Raw genomic sequence first — 17431 nt, forward strand, 5'->3', positions numbered from 1 at the left:
TGTGGTGGTGATCGTGGCCTTCTTCAAGCAGCTGTTGTGTCACGCTCCCGTGAGTCGGGCAAGAGCGTCGTCCATGACCGCCGGCGGCAGCTCGATCAGCCGCGGCGCTTCAGTGAACAGCAGCGCCGCCGAGACCTCATGTCCGAGGTAAAGCGGCTGGAGCAGCGCGCGGTAGAGCGCGAGCTGCAGGACATAGGCCGGTGGAACGTCCGCCAGCGCTGCTGGCGCCGGCCGGTTGGTCTTGTAGTCGACGATCGACACCTTGCCTGATGTGACCGCCAGCCGGTCGATCTTGCCGGAGATGGAGCGCAGCTTGCCCTTGACCTCCAGGCTGCCCATGACCGCGACTTCGGCGCGCGACGATGATGCGAACAGCTGATCGAAGCGGCTGTCGGCAAGGATCGCCGCCACCGAGGCCAAGGCCTTGTCACGCTCGCTTTCTGGCCATTGCGCGCCGGCGCGCTTGAGATAGCGTTCCGCGGCATCCCGCCGTTCGGCCTCGGCAATGCCGGGCAGCATCTGCAACAATTTGTGCAGCGCCAGCCCTCGCATCACGGCAAAGCCAGGTTCCGCCTCGGTGTCCAGCACCGGCGAGCCGGTGTCGATCACCGCTTCCTTGGCTTCGTCGATCAGGGCCGAGGCGCCGGACGGCGACAGCGGTCGCGGCAGATCCTCGAAGGGCGGCAAGGGCTGGAACAGGGTCTTCGGCAACGGCTCGAACTGTTGCGTCTGCCGCGCCTCTTCGGTCGCCGCCTGTGCGACCGGCGGCAATTTTGTCACGTGAAACCGATGCACGGTCTCGCCGGTGGCGGGGTGCTGCCGCTCAGCGCTTTCGGGGGCGCCGACCAGCGCGCGGCTGGCGATCGAATGCCAGGTGCCGGCATTCGGCGCCCGCTTGCCGTGATAGCCGCAGACGATCAGGCGGTCCTCGGCGCGGGTCATGCCGACATAGAGCAGCCGGCGGTATTCGTCGTCGGACAGTTCGCGAGCGCGGACCGAAGCGGCCCGTGAAAATCCATTGGCGACATCGCTGGCCGAGCGCCAGAGATAGCCCTTGCCGTCCCAGTGCTCGCCCGAGCCATCGAACGGCATCAGTCTCGGCAGATGCTGGTCGCTGAACGGCGCCGAGCCGCCATCGACAAGGAATACGACAGGCGCCTCCAGGCCCTTGGCGGCATGCACGGTCATGACGCGAACCTCGTCGCGGGTCTGGTCCATTTCGCGCTTGATCTCCGGACCGGCATTTTCCAGCGTCGACAGGAAGGATTCCAGTCCCGGCAGGCCGGTCCGTTCCTCGGCCAGGCAAAAGCTCAGGAACTCGTCGAGGATGTCGCCGGCCTCCGGCCCGAGCCGCGCGATCATCTTCTTGCGCAGGCCGTCGCGGGCGAGAGTTCCGGCATAGAATTCGAACACCGGCTTGAATGCGGCTTCATCAGACCATGTGTCGAGTTGGGCGACGATTGCGGCCAAGGCAGCGCTTTCGCCGGCTTGCTGTCTGAGCGAAGCGATCAACGAGAGGCCGGACGGCCGCTCGCCCGCCAGCGCGAAAAGCATCTCTTCCGAAACATCGAAAACCGGGCTGCGCAGCAAGGCGGCCAGCGACAGATCATCCTGCGGCTGGATGAGAAAGTGGCCGAGCGCGATCAGGTCCTTCACCGCGATATGGCCGGGCAGGCTGAGCCGGTCGGCGCCGGCGACGGGGATGTCGCGGCGCTTCAGCGCGCGCGTCAGCGCATGGACGAAGCGATCGCGCTTGCGCACCAGCACCAGGACATCGCCGGGCCGAAGTTTCTTGCCGCGGCCTTCGATGATCTCGCCGGCGCCGATCCAGCCGGCAATGGTCGCCGCCACGTTCTCGGCAACACGTACCGCCGGCGCATGGGCGTGGTCGACGGCTTGCGTCCAGTCGTCGGGTTCGTCGACGACATCGGCGCCGAGCGACGGCCAGACCTCGACATAGCCCGGCGCATCGGTACGGATCGCCTTGTGGTCCAGCGGGTCGGGATCGTGGCTGATGCCGCGCCGCACGTTCGGGTCGGCAAAGACACGGTCCACCGCCGCAAGCACGTCGTCGGTCGAGCGGAAGGACCAGGTCAGCTTGAGGTCGGCGAAGGCGGCGTTGGCGTCGCGCACCCTTCCGGCAAACAGGATCCTTGAGTCCGCAAAGGAGTCGGGCGCCGCTCCTTGAAAGGAATAGATCGACTGTTTTTCATCGCCGACGGCAAAGACCGTGCGATGAACATTGTCGCGCGCGCCGAGCCCGGCAAAGAATTCCTCGGCCAGCCGCTTCACCACCTCCCACTGGTCGGGACTGGTGTCCTGCGCCTCGTCGAGCAAGATATGGTCGATGCCTTGATCGAGCTTGTATTGCACCCAAGGACCGGCGTCGGGCCGCGCCAGAAGATTAACCGTTCGGGTGATGAGGTCGTTGAAGTCGAGAAAGCCGCGGGCGCGCTTCAAGTGCTCGTAGCGGGCGATGAGCCAGTCGGCGATGGTCAGCGCGGCGCGCGTGCCCTCCAGCATCCTGAACAGGGCCAGCCGGTCGGAGATTTCGAGAATGGCATCGGCTGCCGCCAGATAGCGCTCGGCAAGATCCGGCAACCGGTCGAGCAGCGCCTTCTTGAAGGTCTTTGCCGGCTCATAAGGCTCGCCATCAGCCCGCAGGAAGGCTTTTGCCAGCAGATGCAGCCGGCGAACCGGATCATTCTCGGCGAAGGCAAGGTGGGCGTAGGGCAGCAAATTGTTCAGCACGATGCGGGCATCGGCGGCTTCAGCGGCGCGGGCAAAAGTGGTGAAATAGTCCGGCAGGAAGCCCGGCAGCGGCCAGACGGACGCCGCCAGGCCCTCGGCGGTCTGGCCGGCGCGAAACCTAAACTCGTCGAACAGCGCCCGGAAGCCATCGCCACCGGCCGCGCTGATGAAGGCGCGCAAGCCGTCGCGCTTGCGCACGATCTCGGCCAGCAATGCGTCGAGCCCATGTTCGCCGCCGCGCTCCAGAATGGTGGCGAATGCCTCTGCCAGTCCCGCATCGCCGGCGGCCGTGCCCGAGATCATGTCACGACGGGCGGCGGCGAAGAGCGACGCCTCCATCTGCGGATCGAGCATTTCGAAATGGGCCGGAATGTTGGCTTCCAGCGGGAACTGATGCAGCACCGATTCGCAGAAGGCGTGGATGGTCTGGATCTTCAGCCCGCCCGGCGTCTCCAGCGCCTCGGCGAACAGCCGGCGCGCGCGGCGCATGGTTTCGCGATCGGGCTGGCGACCGTCCAGCGCCTCTACCCTCGCCGCCAGATCGACGTCGGCAAGCGCAGTCCATTCCGACAGCGTCGAAAACACCCGGTTCGACATGTTGGCGGCGGCGGCACGGGTGTAGGTCAGGCACAGGATCTTCGATGGATCGGTGCCACGCAGCAAGAGCCTGATGACGCGCTGGGCCAGCACATGGGTCTTGCCCGATCCGGCATTGGCCGACACCCAGGCGGAATTTTTCGGGTCGGAGGCGCTTGCCTGGCTGGCGGCGGTATCGGTCGGGATGGGATAGGCCTTCTTCATGCCTCCCCTCCCTCGTCGTCGGCGTCGCCGCCGGCGGACCATTCGAGAACGCGGGCGAGATGGTCGTAGTCGCCATCGGTCTCGCCCTCGCGAAATGGCAGCGCCCGCGACAAATAGCCGGTCGTCGGGTCGGCGTAATGGATCAGCAGTTTTTCCAACCGCGCCCAGGCCTCCTCGGCGAGATCGGCGGCGGTTCGCGGCTTGCGGTTGTATTCGAGGATGGACTCCTCGAATACCTCGCCGTTCGGCTTCAGCCTGACGAAGGCCAACTGCGACGGCTCGCGCGCGCCAAGCCCCTTGAAGGCCCCGCGCCTCAGCAGTGCCCCTTCCAGCGCCAATTGTGGCGACAGCAGCGTGTGCGCCTGCGCCTTGGACGGCGAGGAGCCGGTCTTGTAGTCGAGAATGTCGGCCATGCCGCCGGCCAGCAGGTCGACGCGATCAGCGTAGCCGGACAGCGTCACGCCGGACCGGCCGACGCCGGTTTTCTCGGCGCGCTCCTCGGCGTGCCGCATTGTTACGGCAAGGGCGCGGCCGCGCTCCCATTCGATGATCCCGGCGGCGAGCTTTTCGAAGCGCGGCCACCATACCGCCTCGACATCGTGAGGAAGGGCCGCTTCGGCAAAGCATTGGCGGCCGGCGACGATGAGACCGTCAAGCGCCTCCGGCACAAGCGGATCGGCCACGGTCCGCGAGAAAAGATGCAGGATGGCGTGAAACAGCGTTCCGCGCTCGGCAGCACCCGGGTCGCGGATGACCGGGTCGAGCGGCATCAGGCGCAGGATCCTCCTGGCATAGATCGCGTAAGGGTCGCGGCGCAGCGTCTCGATCTCGGTGACCGAGAAATGCTGCGGCCGCACAGCCAGCGGCGGCTGCGGCTGCGGTCGCGGCGCGAAATCTCTCCTTTCGCCGGCATCGAGCGCACGTGCCCAGGACAGGAATTCATCACCACGCCGGCGCAGCACCGCCGCATGGTCCTTGCCGATGAAAGTCAGGAGGCGCTGCAGCCAGCGCGACGGCACCGCCGGCGCGTCGCCCGAGCGGGCGGAGCGCGCCAGCACCACTTTCTTCGCCCCCATCGCCATCTGGAAATCATGGGCGGCCAGGCCGATGCGCCGTTCGGGCGGTTCGAGATCGATGCCGGTCTTCATCAGCCGCGACATGAAGCGGTCGCTTTCCGGCTTGCGCGGCCACACGCCTTCATTGAGCCCGCCGACGACCAGCATGTCGACGCTCTGCAGCCGTGCTTCCAGCGCGCCCCAGATGGCGATGTTCCTGTCGGTGCCTTGTGCCGGCTTGACGGTTTCGGGCGCGATCAGCGCCTCCATCACATCGGGCCATTCGTCAGCCGCGAAGGAGAACGACGCCGAGGCGGCGACCAGCCCGCGCAAGAGCTCGGCGAGCTTCTCACCGGCATCGCCCGCATAGAGTTCGCTCAGGCTGCCATCCGCGGTGCGGCCGAGACCTTCGAGCGTGACGACGCTGGCCCGGGTCAATTCGGCAAGATCGGCTTCGGCTTGACTGCGAAAGGCGATCAGCGGCGCCAGCGCCGCGGCAAGACGGACGAGCAATTCGCGGGCGCCCTCGATGTTGCGCACGGTCAGGCGGGAAAACCAGAAGGGCGGGCGGGCATCGCCCAGGCTGGTGAGACGGATGTCGAAGAGCTCCGGCAACGATGCAATGTCGGGGCGGCCGGTGCCGCCACGCAGCGCCACCAGTTCGATGATCTCCGCCGCATGACGGACGCTTGTGCGTTCCAGGCCGAGGCCAAGCAGCGGGTGCTTGAGCAGCGACAGCAGGGCGACCGGATCGCCGGGCCGGAACGCGGCCTGAAGCGCCAGCCTGAGCAGACTGGCGGCTGGCGTGTTGATGAGCGGCGTGCCGCCCGAATCGTCGGCGACGATACCAAACCGCAACAGCTCGACCGAGACGCGCCGCGCCAGGGCGCGGTCGCCGGTGACGAGCGCCGCACGCTGGCCGGGCTGCTCGACGGCACGTTTGAGCGCGACGGCGATCGCCACCGCTTCGTCGCGTTCGCCGGCGGCTTCGAGAAGCGTCACGTCGGCGAAGGCATCAGTGATGTCCGCGGCGGCAAAGCCAGCGCGCGTCTGCGCCCATAGCTCAGTGGTTTCGGCCGGCCGCAGCGCCTCGCCGACAAGTGCGGCGCGCAGCGCGAGCGGCCTTTCGGCAACGGCGATCTCCTCGACATCGCCGCGCAGCACGCCGATCTTGCCGATCAGTTTTGCCAGGCCGTATTGCGGATGGCCAAGCAAGGCCGGGCGTGCTCCGGGCGCCGCGATTGCCTGGAATGACGGCTCATCCAGCATCAAATCGAGGCCGGGCAGCACGACGGCGCCGCTGGGCAGGCCGGCGATCACCGCAAGCAATTCGGCGGTGGCGGGAATCGACCCGGTGGAGCCGGCGGCGATCACCGGCCCAGTGGGCGGATTGCGCTTCAGCCGCGCCGCTTCCAGCCTTATCAGCGCATTGCGATGCGCGGCGGGGTTGGAGCGGTTGCGTTCCTCGAGGAGATCCGGCCAGTTTTCGGTGACGATGCTCAGGAAGTCGAGCGTCACTTGCCACCAGCCGGCAAGGTTGCCGGTGACCAGATCGGCGAGCCTGGTCCAGTCTGTGCCTTCGGTCTCGATCTCGTCCATCAGCCGGGCCAGGTCGCGCGCCAGCCAGATGGCGTCGGCGGCGGAGGCCGGCACGACGATCTCCTCGTCGAAAAGTGCCGCGACATGCGCTGGCAGGCGGCGCTTCCAGGCGCGCACCAGCGGCGCCAGCAGCAGCAGGCGCTCGATCGCGGCGATCGGCGGCGCAAGATCGATCGCGGCCGATGCGTCGGCCTCGAATGCAGCTTCGTCCTCGTCGAACTCGCCAAGCGGACGGATGACCGGCAGGATCGCCGAGCGGCTACCCAGACGGTCGACGAAGGCGCCGCGCAGCGCCCGCGCGGCGCGGCGCGTCGGCACGTAGATGGTGGCGTCGGCCAGCGCCAGCGGGTCGCCGTCGAAGCGGAAACCGGGAACAAGTCGCCCCGACAGCAGGGCCTCGGCCAGCGTCGGCAGAAACGGCGCTCCGGGCGGGATCGAGAAAACGCGGCGGGAGCCGCTCATTTCAACTCAGTGAAGGCGCTGGTCAACTCGGTAAAAGCACTGGGTGACTCAGCGAGAGCGGCGGCGACGGCGGCTTCCGCAAGCGGAATGGCGTCTGGCGTGCCGACGGTGATCCAATGGCCGTGCATCACCGTGCCGAACAGGCGGCCGGCAGCAATGGCCGCATCGAAATAGGCGTTGAGCGAATGCGGACCGGCCGGCGCATCCGCGAAAAGCCTGGGATGGACGATCGCCGCCCCGGCATAGATCAGGCCTGTCGGGTCGCCTTTCGAACGCCGCAAGGCGCCGTCCGGCGCCATCAGGAAGTCCGTGCCGCCGCTGTGTCCGGTTGCTGACTGGAGATCCGCGAGCATCAGCAGAATATCCATTTTCGCCGCGTCCCATGCAAGGGCGAGGCGGGCAAGGTTGGGCACGCCGCTGTCGATCCAGAAGGTGTCGGCGTTGACGATGTAAAAGGGAGCCCCTCCCAGTTCCGGCAAAGCATGGATGATACCGCCGGCGGAATCGAGCAGTCTTTCGCTTTCATCGGAAATGACGACTTTCGGGGCGCGGCGCGCGGCGACATGGGCGACGATCTGTTCGGGGAAATAATGGACGTTGACCATCGCCTTGTCGACGCCAGCCTGCGCCAGGCTGTCCAGGCTCCAGTCGAGCAATGTCTTGCCTGATATCTTGACCAGCGGCTTCGGCATCGTGTCGGTGATTGGCCGCATGCGCTTTCCCAGCCCGGCGGCAAGCACCATTGCGGTTTTGAGGTGTGTCGTCACAGCGACCGCTCCTCTAGCAGGCCGTGGGCGGTATAGAAATCCCGCAAGCTGGCCAGCCCGGGATGCGCCAGCGCTCGCCTGAGATAGTCGCGAATGCGCGGCAGATGTTTTAGATAATAGGGCTTGCCGTCGCGCTTTTCGAGCCGAACAAAAATGCCGAGTATCTTCGAATTGCGCTGCGCCGCCATGATCGCATAGGTCTCGACGAATTCGTCTTCGTTGAAAGCGCCAGCCTTATGGCGCGCAGCGATATAGGCGTTGAGCGTCCGCTTCTCGATCTCGGGCGAAAGCGTGACGCGCGCATCCATGGCAAGCGAGGCGAGGTCGTAGGCGGACGGGCCGATCAGCGCGTCCTGAACATCGACGATGCCGAGGCGATCGTGACCGGTGCGCTCGCCGCGCCAGATGATGTTGGGCGAATGGAAGTCGCGCAGCATGAGCGTGTATTCGCGCCCCTCCAGCCGGTCGAGGACCGCATTCCATTCCCTGTTATAGCCGGCGCGCAAGGCATCGCTTGCCGGGCCGCCTGATATCGCCGGCACATACCAGTCGACCAGCAATTCGGCTTCGATCATCATGGCGTCGCGGTCGAAAGGCGGCACGTCGTGAAAGACGCCGGGCGCGGCCTCCATTCGATCGGGCCATGATTGGCCATGCATCATGGCAAGCAGTTTGGCCGCCGCTGCGTACCGCTCCGCCACCGGCTGACCATGCTGGCCGAGAAATCCCTCCGAGCCGAGATGCTCCAAGAGAAGAAAGCCTTGGTCCAGGTCTTGCGCATGGATCTCCGGGGCGCTGAAGCCGCCGGCCCGCAACGCCCGGTCGATGGCGACGAAGGCCGAGACGGATTGCGCGGTGTGGGCGATCACCGCATAGGGCTTGCCATCGCGGACCGGCGGCCCGAGCACCAGCCTTGGTGAATTCATCAACACGCGCCGCGGCAGGCCGGCCAGCGAGACGATCTCATAGGAGCGGGCCGATGCGTCGCCGATAAAATATCGTCTCTGCGCTTTGCCCCAGCCAGCTCTTTCCAGAAAATCGCGCATCGCCAGCGATCGCGCCGCGCGCTCGAAGGCAGCGCCTTGTCCCGACAGTCTCGCCAGGCGGTCGTCGCCTTGATGGAGCAGCTCGATCTGGACCGAAGTCTTTGGCAAATAGGACCCTGCCCGTTCCGGCCATTCCACCAGGGCAGCGCCTTGCGCCAGCGCCTCGTCGAAACCCAGCTCGTCCAGCTCGGACGCCGAGGACAGGCGATAGAGGTCGAAATGATGGATGGGAACGCGCGCCTCATAGCTCTGGACGAGCGTGAAGGTCGGGCTCGGCACATCGAGACCGGAATCGTCGGTCATTGCCCTGATCAGCGCCCGCGCCAAACTCGACTTGCCGGCGCCAAGGTCGCCTTTGAGCGCCAGCACGTCGCCGGGGCGCAGCGACATGGCCAGATCCTCGCCCAGCCTTGCGGTCGCAGCCTCGTCGGCGAGAAAACGCTCCAGCACCACGCCTGCCATCGACCGCGCTACTCGGCCGCCGCGCGGATGCCGGACGGCGTGTCGGGAAAGGCACAAATGACCGTGGTGCCCCTGTCCTTGCCGGTCTCGATGCGGACGCTGCCGCCATGCAGCTCGACAAAGCTCTTGACGATCGACAGGCCGAGGCCGGCGCCGCGCCGGCGGCCACCATTGGTGCGCGGCTCGAAACGACGGAACACCGAATCGAGCAGGTCCGGCGGCATCCCGGGACCGTCATCGTGGACGGAGAATTCCACGCCTTCGGCAAGCGAGCGGCAGGCGAGCGTGATGGTGCTCGCCTCCGGAGCGTAGTTCGCGGCGTTGCTCAGCAGATTGTAGAGGATCTGGCGGACGCGGGTTTCGTCGCCGTGGAACGTCTTTGGCGCGGTGGCCGCGTCAATCTTGAGCCTGATCGCATGCTCCTCCAGCCGGTCGGCAACAAGCTCGGCGGCGGCGGCGATGGTCCGGTCGACGTGAACTTCGGAGATGTCGAGTTCCATGATGCCGGCATCCACGGTCGCCAGGTCGAGGATGTCGTTGACGATGGTGAGCAGGACCGAGGAAGACGAGCCGACATGCTCGACATATTCGCGCTGCTTCTGGCTCAATGGCCCGGTCGACGGCAGCGAGAGAAGCTCGGTGAAGCCGATGATGTTGGTCAGTGGCGAGCGCAATTCGTAGGAGACGTGCTGCACGAACTCGTTTTTGAGCTGATCGGATTTTTCCAGTGCCTCGTTCTTGTCCTTCAGGGCCCGCTCGACATTGACGCTGTCGGTGACGTCGACGAAGGTCATCATCACCTGCCCGTTGGGCAGTGGGATCATCGCGTAGCGCAGCACGTTGCCGTTGTTCAGCTCGGTCTGGCCGTGGCGGTCGCGGCGCTCATCGTCGAAACCGGTGATGGCGGCAACGAACCCGGCCCAGGGACTGTCGGCGGCGCGCCGGTCGCAAAGATCGCGGATCGTGGAGACGTGGACGTTGGGCTTGGCGGCGTCGGCGTCCAGTCCCCAAAGTGCTGCGAATGCCGGGTTCGACAATCTGAGCCTTCCGTCCGGGCCGAACACGGCCACGCCCTCGGCAAGATTGTCGAGCGTCTCGCCCTGGACCCGCACCGCGGTCTGGTAGCGGCTTTCGAGGTCCATCTTCTCGGTCAGGTTCTCGAACACCCAGGTCACGCCGCCCTTGGGCTGCGGATTGGCGACAACGCGGATGGTCTTGCCGTCCGGCAGATGCCACCAATGTTCCTGCGACTCGACCGCGCGATAGGCGCCTAGCAGGCTCTCCTTCCAGCGCCGCCATTCGGGCTGCTCGGCGATCTTGCCTTCGCTGCGCAGCCGGTCGAGCAACAAGGCGTTGTCTGGGGCGCTGTGCAGGAAGCCGCTGTCGAGGCCCCATAGTTTCTGGAACGCCTGGTTGAAAAACCGCAGCTTCTCGTCGGTATCGAAAATCGCCACGGCGGTGTTGAGTTGATCGAGCGTGTCGGCATGGCTCCGCACGGTCCGCTCGTACTCGTTACGGATGATCTCGATGCCGCTGGTGTCACAGGCAAGACCCGCCGAACCATCCGCGCCGGCGAAGTCGGTCACAGCGAACATGCGGCGGTCGCCTTCGATGACGGTGGAAAGCGCCTGCTCGAAGACGGGATGCGACTTGTGCTGCGCAGCGATCGCATCGCGCGCCTGGCCACCCAGGAATTCCTTCGCGTCGCGAACGGCCGCTTCGGCATTTTCCGCTTCGACTGCTTTGGCATAGGCGCGGTTGACCCATTTCAACCGCCCGTCGGCCGTGCGCAGCCATGACGGCATGCTGAGCGCGTCGAGAAGGCCGAGCATCGTGTCATAGTCGGTGGCGAGGCGCTGGTTCTCGATTTTCAGCCTGGCCTCGCTTCGCTGCGTTTCAGACAGCGAGACGAAGCGCACAAGCACGTGTGCTGCGCTCTTGCGACCGTGCACTTCGAGCGGCGCACCGACCTGCGATTCGATGACGAGATCGAACGGCCTCGCCTTTTCACGCAGTCCCGCCACGGCATTCTCGAGCGCCGCCGCCGAGCGCGGCATCAGCCAACGGCCGAAGGCGAGGAAAGCGGCGCGGTCTTCCGGGGCGCCGCTTTCGATCGGCAATGTCCCGACGAGCTCGGGTTTCTTGTTTTCCGAGGCCCATACGATGACACGCTGGTCGCGCAAATTGAGCAGCGCCTCGGAGCGCCGCAGCGCAGCGTTGACGTCGGCCAGGCGGGCTCTGAGTTCGACATTCTGTGCCGAGGTGCGCGCTCTTTCGCGGATCAGGGCGATGGCCGAGACAAGTGCCGCGCCCATGACGCCGACAAACATGGCGAGCTGCATGACCTCGACCGTGGAGACCGACAGCCCGGCTTTTTGCGCAGCGACGGTTTCAGCATGCGCCGCAAAACCGAGCAGCGGACCGGCGAGCGCGGAAGAGGCAAGCAATTTTCCGACGCGAGCGCCAGCGCACCATAAGAGGCTTCCGCCTGTTGCAGCGGAATCCGTGGTCACCGAATCGTTGTGGCCGCCGGAAACGGCCTGTCCCGCGCGAGGCGGGTTATCCCCCGGCATGTCTTGGTCCTCTTCGCCGCCTGAATGCAAGACCGCCCTGATGCGTGCGTCGGCCCTCGTCCCCGGACCCGCGAATCAGCACCATAGCGCTTGCGCGAATCGGCGTGAAGAATCAATCAGCGCAAAAATAAAGCCGGGCGAAAAGTCAATCGCCCGGCATCAATATCTAGTGGTAATTTAAGCTTTGGTTAATAGCGGTAGTGTTCCGGCTTGAACGGCCCCTGCGGGGTCACGCCGATATAGGCGGCCTGTTCGCCGGACAGTTCGGTAAGCCGGGCGCCAAGCTTGTCGAGATGCAGGCGCGCGACCTTTTCATCGAGATGCTTCGGCAGGACATAGACCTGATTCTCGTACTGGCCGGGCTTGGTGTAGAGCTCGATCTGCGCCAACACCTGGTTGGTGAAGGACGCCGACATGACGAAGCTCGGATGGCCGGTGGCATTGCCGAGATTGAGCAGGCGGCCTTCCGACAAAAGGATCATCCGCTTGCCGTCCGGGAAGGTGATCATGTCGACCTGCGGCTTGATGTTGGTCCACTTCAGATTGCGCAGCGACGCCACCTGGATCTCGTTGTCGAAGTGACCGATATTGCCGACGATCACCATGTCCTTGAACGACCGCATGTGGTCGAGGGTGACGACGTCCTTGTTGCCGGTGGTGGTGATGATGATGTCGGCCGTCGGTGCGGCATCCTCGAGCGTGACGACTTCGAAGCCGTCCATCGCCGCCTGCAACGCGCAGATCGGATCGACCTCGGTGACCTTGACGCGGGCGCCGGCGCCCTTGAGCGACGCCGAAGAGCCCTTGCCGACGTCGCCATAGCCGCAGACGACCGCGACCTTGCCGGCCATCATCGTGTCGGTGCCGCGGCGAATGCCGTCGACCAAAGATTCCTTGCAGCCGTATTTGTTGTCGAATTTCGACTTGGTCACGCTATCGTTGACGTTGATGGCCGGGAACGGCAGCAGGCCTTTCTTCTGCAACTGATAGAGCCGGTTGACGCCGGTCGTCGTCTCTTCGGTGACGCCGCGGATCGCTTCCTTCTGCTTGGTGAAGAAGCCGGGCGAAGCCGCCATACGCTTCTTGATCTGCGCAAACAGGATCTCTTCCTCCTCGCTGCCCGGATTGGAGAGCACATCCTCGCCGGCTTCGGCGCGCGCGCCGATCAGGATGTACATGGTGGCGTCGCCGCCATCATCCAGGATCATGTTGGAGGTGCCGCCATCGGCCCACTGGAAGATCCTGTCGGTGTAGACCCAGTAGTCTTCGAGCGTCTCGCCCTTGATGGCGAAGACCGGAATGCCGGCCTCGGCGATGGCCGCGGCCGCATGGTCCTGGGTCGAGAAGATGTTGCAGGAGGCCCAGCGGATATCGGCGCCGAGCACCTTCAGCGTTTCGATCAGCACCGCCGTCTGAATGGTCATGTGCAGCGAACCGGTGATGCGCGCGCCCTTGAGCGGCTGCGCCTTGCCGAATTCCTCGCGGCAGGCCATCAGACCCGGCATTTCGGTTTCGGCGATCTCGATCTCCTTGCGGCCCCAGCCGGCAAGAGAGATGTCGGCGACCACATAGTCTTTGCTACCCGTCATGGCAGTGCTCCGATCAAGAATTGTCTTCGGGATGCGCCCGCGCCAAAGGCGTTTCGAAGGGCGCGAGTTGCCGGCCTGACTAGCAGATCGCCGGTCGGACGACAATGGGATATAAAGAAATCTTTATCCGTGCATGTCTTCGGAAGCGATTTTCGGAAAGCACGATGCGCAAATTCGAGTCCAAAGGACGTGCGGCGCTCCAGGCGTCAGGACTCTTCGCCGAAGCGGGAGGCGACCAGTTTCTCCAGTGCGTCGATGACCTGCTCGGCCTCCGGGCCGCTGGCGGTGACGCGGATCGAATAGCCGGGGCTCGCCGCCAGCATCATCAAACCCATGATCGAGGTGCCGCCGACCTTGACGCCGTCCTTCTCGACATGGACGGAGGCGTCGAAGCCGCTGGCAACCTGAACGAACTTCGCCGAAGCGCGGGCATGCAGGCCACGCTGGTTGACGATTGGAAACTCCCGGACGATGTCATCCTTCTTGGCCGACAGCGCGTTCATTTGCTGCTCAAAAGCTGGCTGGCGACATTGATGTATTTGCGGCCGGCTGCCTGCGCCTCGTCCAGCGCTGCGCTCATATTGTCGCCCTTGCGAATGCTGGACAGCTTGATCAGCATCGGCAGGTTCATGCCGGCAATGACCTCGGTACGACCGGATTCCATCACCGAAATGGCGAGATTGGAGGGCGTGCCGCCGAACATGTCTGTCAAAACGATGACGCCCGCCCCCGTGTCGACACGGGCAACGGCGTCGACGATGTCGCTGCGGCGCTGCTCCATATCGTCATCGGCGCCGATCGCCACGGTCTCGAAACTGTCTTGTGGCCCGACGACATGTTCCACGGCATGGCGGAATTCGGCGGCCAGTTGACCGTGCGTTACAAGCACGAGTCCGATCATTCTTTGGTGGCTCCCGTCATCGCCGCTTCATAAGGCGTTTCATACTCGCCGGCCATTCCAGGCGGCGGGAGCGCTATCTTGTCGACGCGAGACGCGTTGACAAGCCCAAAATTGCATAGGCCTAGGCCATTTTGACGCATTGCAGCAAAAAACCGGAACCGGATCATAGAAAAGGCGCGATGGAGAGCCGTGCCATCACCGCCGGCAAGGCCGTGGCGGCGTTGCGCTCGGCAAGGTCGATACGCGGCACCGGACAGCCTGCCACCGGTTCGCTGATTTCCTCCTGGAAACGGGCCATTTCTGCCTTCGGCACCAGCCGGACATGCAGGTCGATCACTCCACCCGGCTCGAAGGGCAGCGGGCGCGGCATGAACCCAGGCACTTCGGCGAGACCGGCGATGGTCGCCGGCACGCCACAGACCAGCCGCCCGGCGTGGGCCACGGCGAGCAGCCTGTCATCGCCGATAAGCCGCGAAAACAGCCCGCGCGCGCGGCAATGATCCAGGAGCGTCAGCGCCAGCGTCGTCTTGCCGGCGCCGGACGGTCCGGTGATGAGGACGCCGCGCTCGCCGATCAGCAGCGCCGTTCCATGAATGTTTTCAGCGCGCATAGATCAGCCTTCGGCCGGCAACGTCACGACGAAGCGCGCGCCCTTGATTTCGCCGGGTTTGGTGCCCGGGATGTTCTCGGCGGTCAGCGTGCCGCCATGGGCTTCGACGATCTGCCTGCTGATCGACAGGCCAAGCCCTGAATTCTGGCCGAACGCCTCGCCGGCCGGCCGGTCGGTGTAGAAGCGTTCGAAGATGCGGTCGATGTTGTCTGCTCTTATACCGGGACCATTGTCGTCGATGGTGATGATGTTGACCTTGCCGGCGCGCGCCAGCGAGATAGTGATGTGGCCGCGCTCTTCAGGAACGAAGGAGCGGGCATTCTCGATCAGATTGGTGATGACCTGGCCGATCCTCAGATCGTGGCCGGCGACGAAGTAGCCCTTGACGCCCTGCGGCGGCTTGGCGACCTTGAACTCGATCTCGACCGTCTTTTTGTTGCGCGTGGCCGTGCGTGAAACGTCGACCAGATCCGTGATGAACTTCTTGAGATCCACGGTTCCTGCGTCTTCCCGCGCGAGCTCGGCGTCAAGACGGGAGGCATCGGAAATGTCGGTGATGAGACGGTCCAGCCGCCTGACGTCGTGCTGGATGATATCCATCAGCCGGCTGCGCGACGTGTCGTTCTTGGCCAGCGGCAGGGTCTCCACTGCGCTGCGCAGCGAGGTCAGGGGGTTCTTCAACTCGTGCGAGACGTCAGCCGCGAAACTTTCGATCGCCTCAATGCGGGCATAGAGCGCATTGGTCATGTCGCGCACGGCGATCGACAGATTGCCGATCTCGTCCTGCCGGTCGGAGAAATCAGGGATTTCCTCGCGGTTCTTGACGCCGCGCCGCACCCTGACCGCCGCCGCCGACAGCCGGCGCAGCGGGTTGGCGATGGTCGAGGCGAGCAGCATCGACAGGATGGCGGTCACAAGGGCGGCAATGCCGAAGACGCGCAGGATCGCCTTGCGCTCGGCCGCGACGATCCTGTCGATGTCGCCGCCTTCCGTCGACAGCATCAATACGCCGAGAACGGCGCGGAAGCGCTGGATCGGCACGGCGACCGAAACAATCTGCTCGCCCTGTTCCGAGATCCGCACGATGGTCGACGGGCTGCCGGTAAGCGCCTTGACCACCTCCGGAAATGCAGCGCCATTGCCGCCCGGCTGCTCATGATAGACCGGCAGCGCGGTGTTGCGGAAGAAATCGAAGACGAATTTCTGGATACGCTCCAGAAGGTCGGGCTCTTCCGCGGAGACCGGCGGCAGGTCGTAGCGAAGGATCTGGCCGCGCGAATAGAGATGGCGGGAATCGAGCAGCAGGTTGGCGTCGCGGTCATAGATGCGGGCACGCGTCCGCGTCGGCGAAATCAAGCGCCTGAGCACCGGCGCGACGCGCTCCGGATTGATCGGGAAATCCAGATTGTCGAGCTGATCGGAGCCGGGACCCAGGCTTTCGCCGGCCTGCAGTTCCAGCAGTTTTTCCGGATCGATGCTGATCGAATCGGTCTCGACCGTCGCCGATGCTGCGATCGCGCCGGCGATGATCTCGCCCTGGGTCATCAGGCTCTCGACGCGGGCATCGATCAGCCCGTCGCGAAACGTGTTGAGGTAGAGAATGCCGGTGACCAGGACGGCCAGGCCGGCGAGGTTGAGGAAGAGAATGCGCCGCGTCAGGCTGGAAAAGATATGATGTCCGAGGAAGCGGCGCATCGGCACCGTGATCCTCGACAGGAATGCGGGCAGAATCCGCGACGGGCGCCGGCCGCCCGTCCGTCTCACTCGCTCTACGTCCACTGCCATCGAATAGCAGCCCCCGCTCGGTCTTTAGTTTTGAGCACGTCGTTGTCCCAAAACCGGGACCACTTTTGGGCGACATGCAATAACGTTTTCGATGCATGTCGTTGTCCCCAAAACCGGGACCACTTTTGGGCGACATGCATCAATTCATGCTTCGCGGAACCGGTATCCGACTCCGTAAAGGGTTTCGATCATCTCGAAGTCATCATCGACGGCCTTGAACTTCTTGCGAAGCCGCTTGATGTGACTGTCGATGGTGCGGTCATCGACATAGACCTGCTCATCATAGGCCGAATCCATCAGCGCATCACGGCTTTTTACCACACCGGGACGCTGGGCCAGAGAATGCAGGATCAGGAACTCGGTGACGGTAAGCGTCACCGGCTCGCCCTTCCAGGTACAGGTGTGGCGCTCCTGGTCCATGACAAGCTGGCCGCGCTCGAGCGAACGTGCCTGCTGGTTGGGCGTCTTGGCCGACGCCTCGCGGGCGCTGGCACGGCGCAGCACGGCCCGAACCCGCTCGACCAGAAGACGCTGCGAGAAGGGTTTGCGGATGAAGTCGTCGGCGCCCATCTTGAGGCCGAAAAGCTCGTCGATCTCGTCGTCCTTGGACGTCAGGAAGATCACCGGCAGGTCGGATTTCTGGCGCATCCGGCGCAGAAGCTCCATGCCGTCCATGCGCGGCATCTTGATGTCGAGGATGGCGAGATTCGGCGGACGCGCCGCCAGGCCCTCCAGCGCCGATGCCCCATCCGTGTAGGTTTCGACGCGATACCCCTCCGATTCGAGGGCGATCGACACCGAAGTCAGAATGTTGCGATCGTCGTCGACAAGCGCGATTGTTGCCATTTCAAGTGGCTCCCTCATGAGCTGTCCCTTCTTTGGTCGAGAAGGGGCTTTTGCAGGACAAATTAGGTACAAAATGTGGCACAGGCTCAGTCCGCTGTCACGAGCGGCATGCCGGCGGCCACAATCTCACCTCGATATGGATTGGACTGATAAAGACCGCCAATCCTTTGGGCAACCGCCTGAT

At 64.6% G+C, this 17431-nt stretch carries 11 protein-coding genes; all 11 read right to left on the reverse strand.

Going from position 1 to position 17431, the window contains the following annotated elements:
• Positions 1-39 precede the first annotated feature (39 nt).
• Positions 40-3552 carry a double-strand break repair helicase AddA gene (gene addA, locus EN885_RS28550; protein WP_128243711.1) on the reverse strand — a complete coding sequence of 1171 codons (3513 nt, stop codon included), beginning with the start codon at positions 3550-3552 and terminating at the stop codon, positions 40-42.
• Positions 3549-6668 carry a double-strand break repair protein AddB gene (gene addB / locus EN885_RS28555; RefSeq protein WP_128243712.1) on the reverse strand — a complete coding sequence of 1040 codons (3120 nt, stop codon included), beginning with the start codon at positions 6666-6668 and terminating at the stop codon, positions 3549-3551. The genes addA and addB overlap by 4 nt, the downstream gene beginning before the upstream one ends.
• Positions 6665-7411 carry a nucleotidyltransferase family protein gene (locus EN885_RS28560; RefSeq protein ID WP_128243735.1) on the reverse strand — a complete coding sequence of 249 codons (747 nt, stop codon included), beginning with the start codon at positions 7409-7411 and terminating at the stop codon, positions 6665-6667. The genes addB and EN885_RS28560 overlap by 4 nt, the downstream gene beginning before the upstream one ends.
• 20 nt (positions 7412-7431) lie before the next feature.
• Entirely contained in the window at positions 7432-8943 is a 1512-nt protein-coding gene (tsaE, locus tag EN885_RS28565; protein WP_128243713.1) for a tRNA (adenosine(37)-N6)-threonylcarbamoyltransferase complex ATPase subunit type 1 TsaE, read from the reverse strand.
• Between the two features lie 8 nt (positions 8944-8951).
• Positions 8952-11516, reverse strand: coding sequence for a PAS domain-containing sensor histidine kinase (locus tag EN885_RS28570; protein ID WP_128243714.1), 2565 nt, complete (start codon positions 11514-11516; stop codon positions 8952-8954).
• A 188-nt stretch (positions 11517-11704) separates the two neighbouring features.
• Positions 11705-13105, reverse strand: a complete 1401-nt coding sequence (gene ahcY, locus EN885_RS28575; RefSeq protein WP_095484471.1) for an adenosylhomocysteinase — start codon at positions 13103-13105, stop codon at positions 11705-11707.
• 206 nt (positions 13106-13311) lie between these two features.
• Positions 13312-13608: an HPr family phosphocarrier protein gene (locus EN885_RS28580; RefSeq protein WP_126103994.1), complete on the reverse strand. Its 297-nt coding sequence runs from the start codon at positions 13606-13608 to the stop codon at positions 13312-13314.
• Positions 13605-14006 (reverse strand): PTS sugar transporter subunit IIA, encoded by a 402-nt coding sequence (locus EN885_RS28585; protein ID WP_029347440.1) that lies wholly within the window; start codon positions 14004-14006, stop codon positions 13605-13607. The genes EN885_RS28580 and EN885_RS28585 overlap by 4 nt, the downstream gene beginning before the upstream one ends.
• Positions 14007-14169: 163 nt before the next feature.
• Positions 14170-14616: an HPr kinase/phosphorylase gene (locus EN885_RS28595; RefSeq protein WP_126103995.1), complete on the reverse strand. Its 447-nt coding sequence runs from the start codon at positions 14614-14616 to the stop codon at positions 14170-14172.
• A 3-nt stretch (positions 14617-14619) separates the two neighbouring features.
• The gene (locus tag EN885_RS28600; RefSeq protein ID WP_127206473.1) at positions 14620-16401 is read right to left on the reverse strand and encodes a sensor histidine kinase; all 1782 of its coding nucleotides are present in this window, start codon (positions 16399-16401) and stop codon (positions 14620-14622) included.
• Positions 16402-16545: 144 nt separating this feature from the next.
• Positions 16546-17247: a response regulator transcription factor gene (locus tag EN885_RS28605; RefSeq protein ID WP_023796909.1), complete on the reverse strand. Its 702-nt coding sequence runs from the start codon at positions 17245-17247 to the stop codon at positions 16546-16548.
• Between the last annotated feature and the right edge of the window lie 184 nt (positions 17248-17431).

Source organism: Mesorhizobium sp. M6A.T.Cr.TU.014.01.1.1 (genome assembly GCF_004022765.1).
Classification (GTDB): Bacteria; Pseudomonadota; Alphaproteobacteria; order Rhizobiales; family Rhizobiaceae; genus Mesorhizobium; species Mesorhizobium mediterraneum.

Excerpts from the sequence above, each read along its gene's own strand:
- EN885_RS28600 (WP_127206473.1), bottom strand. The coding sequence starts at position 16,401 with ATGGCAGTGGACGTAGAGCGAGTGAGACGGACGGGCGGCCGGCGCCCG.
- EN885_RS28570 (WP_128243714.1), bottom strand. The coding sequence starts at position 11,516 with ATGCCGGGGGATAACCCGCCTCGCGCGGGACAGGCCGTTTCCGGCGGC.
- EN885_RS28585 (WP_029347440.1), bottom strand. The coding sequence starts at position 14,006 with ATGATCGGACTCGTGCTTGTAACGCACGGTCAACTGGCCGCCGAATTC.
- EN885_RS28595 (WP_126103995.1), bottom strand. The coding sequence starts at position 14,616 with ATGCGCGCTGAAAACATTCATGGAACGGCGCTGCTGATCGGCGAGCGC.
- EN885_RS28580 (WP_126103994.1), bottom strand. The coding sequence starts at position 13,608 with ATGAACGCGCTGTCGGCCAAGAAGGATGACATCGTCCGGGAGTTTCCA.
- addA (WP_128243711.1), bottom strand. The coding sequence starts at position 3,552 with ATGAAGAAGGCCTATCCCATCCCGACCGATACCGCCGCCAGCCAGGCA.
- addB (WP_128243712.1), bottom strand. The coding sequence starts at position 6,668 with ATGAGCGGCTCCCGCCGCGTTTTCTCGATCCCGCCCGGAGCGCCGTTT.
- tsaE (WP_128243713.1), bottom strand. The coding sequence starts at position 8,943 with ATGGCAGGCGTGGTGCTGGAGCGTTTTCTCGCCGACGAGGCTGCGACC.
- EN885_RS28605 (WP_023796909.1), bottom strand. The coding sequence starts at position 17,247 with ATGGCAACAATCGCGCTTGTCGACGACGATCGCAACATTCTGACTTCG.
- ahcY (WP_095484471.1), bottom strand. The coding sequence starts at position 13,105 with ATGACGGGTAGCAAAGACTATGTGGTCGCCGACATCTCTCTTGCCGGC.
- EN885_RS28560 (WP_128243735.1), bottom strand. The coding sequence starts at position 7,411 with ATGGTGCTTGCCGCCGGGCTGGGAAAGCGCATGCGGCCAATCACCGAC.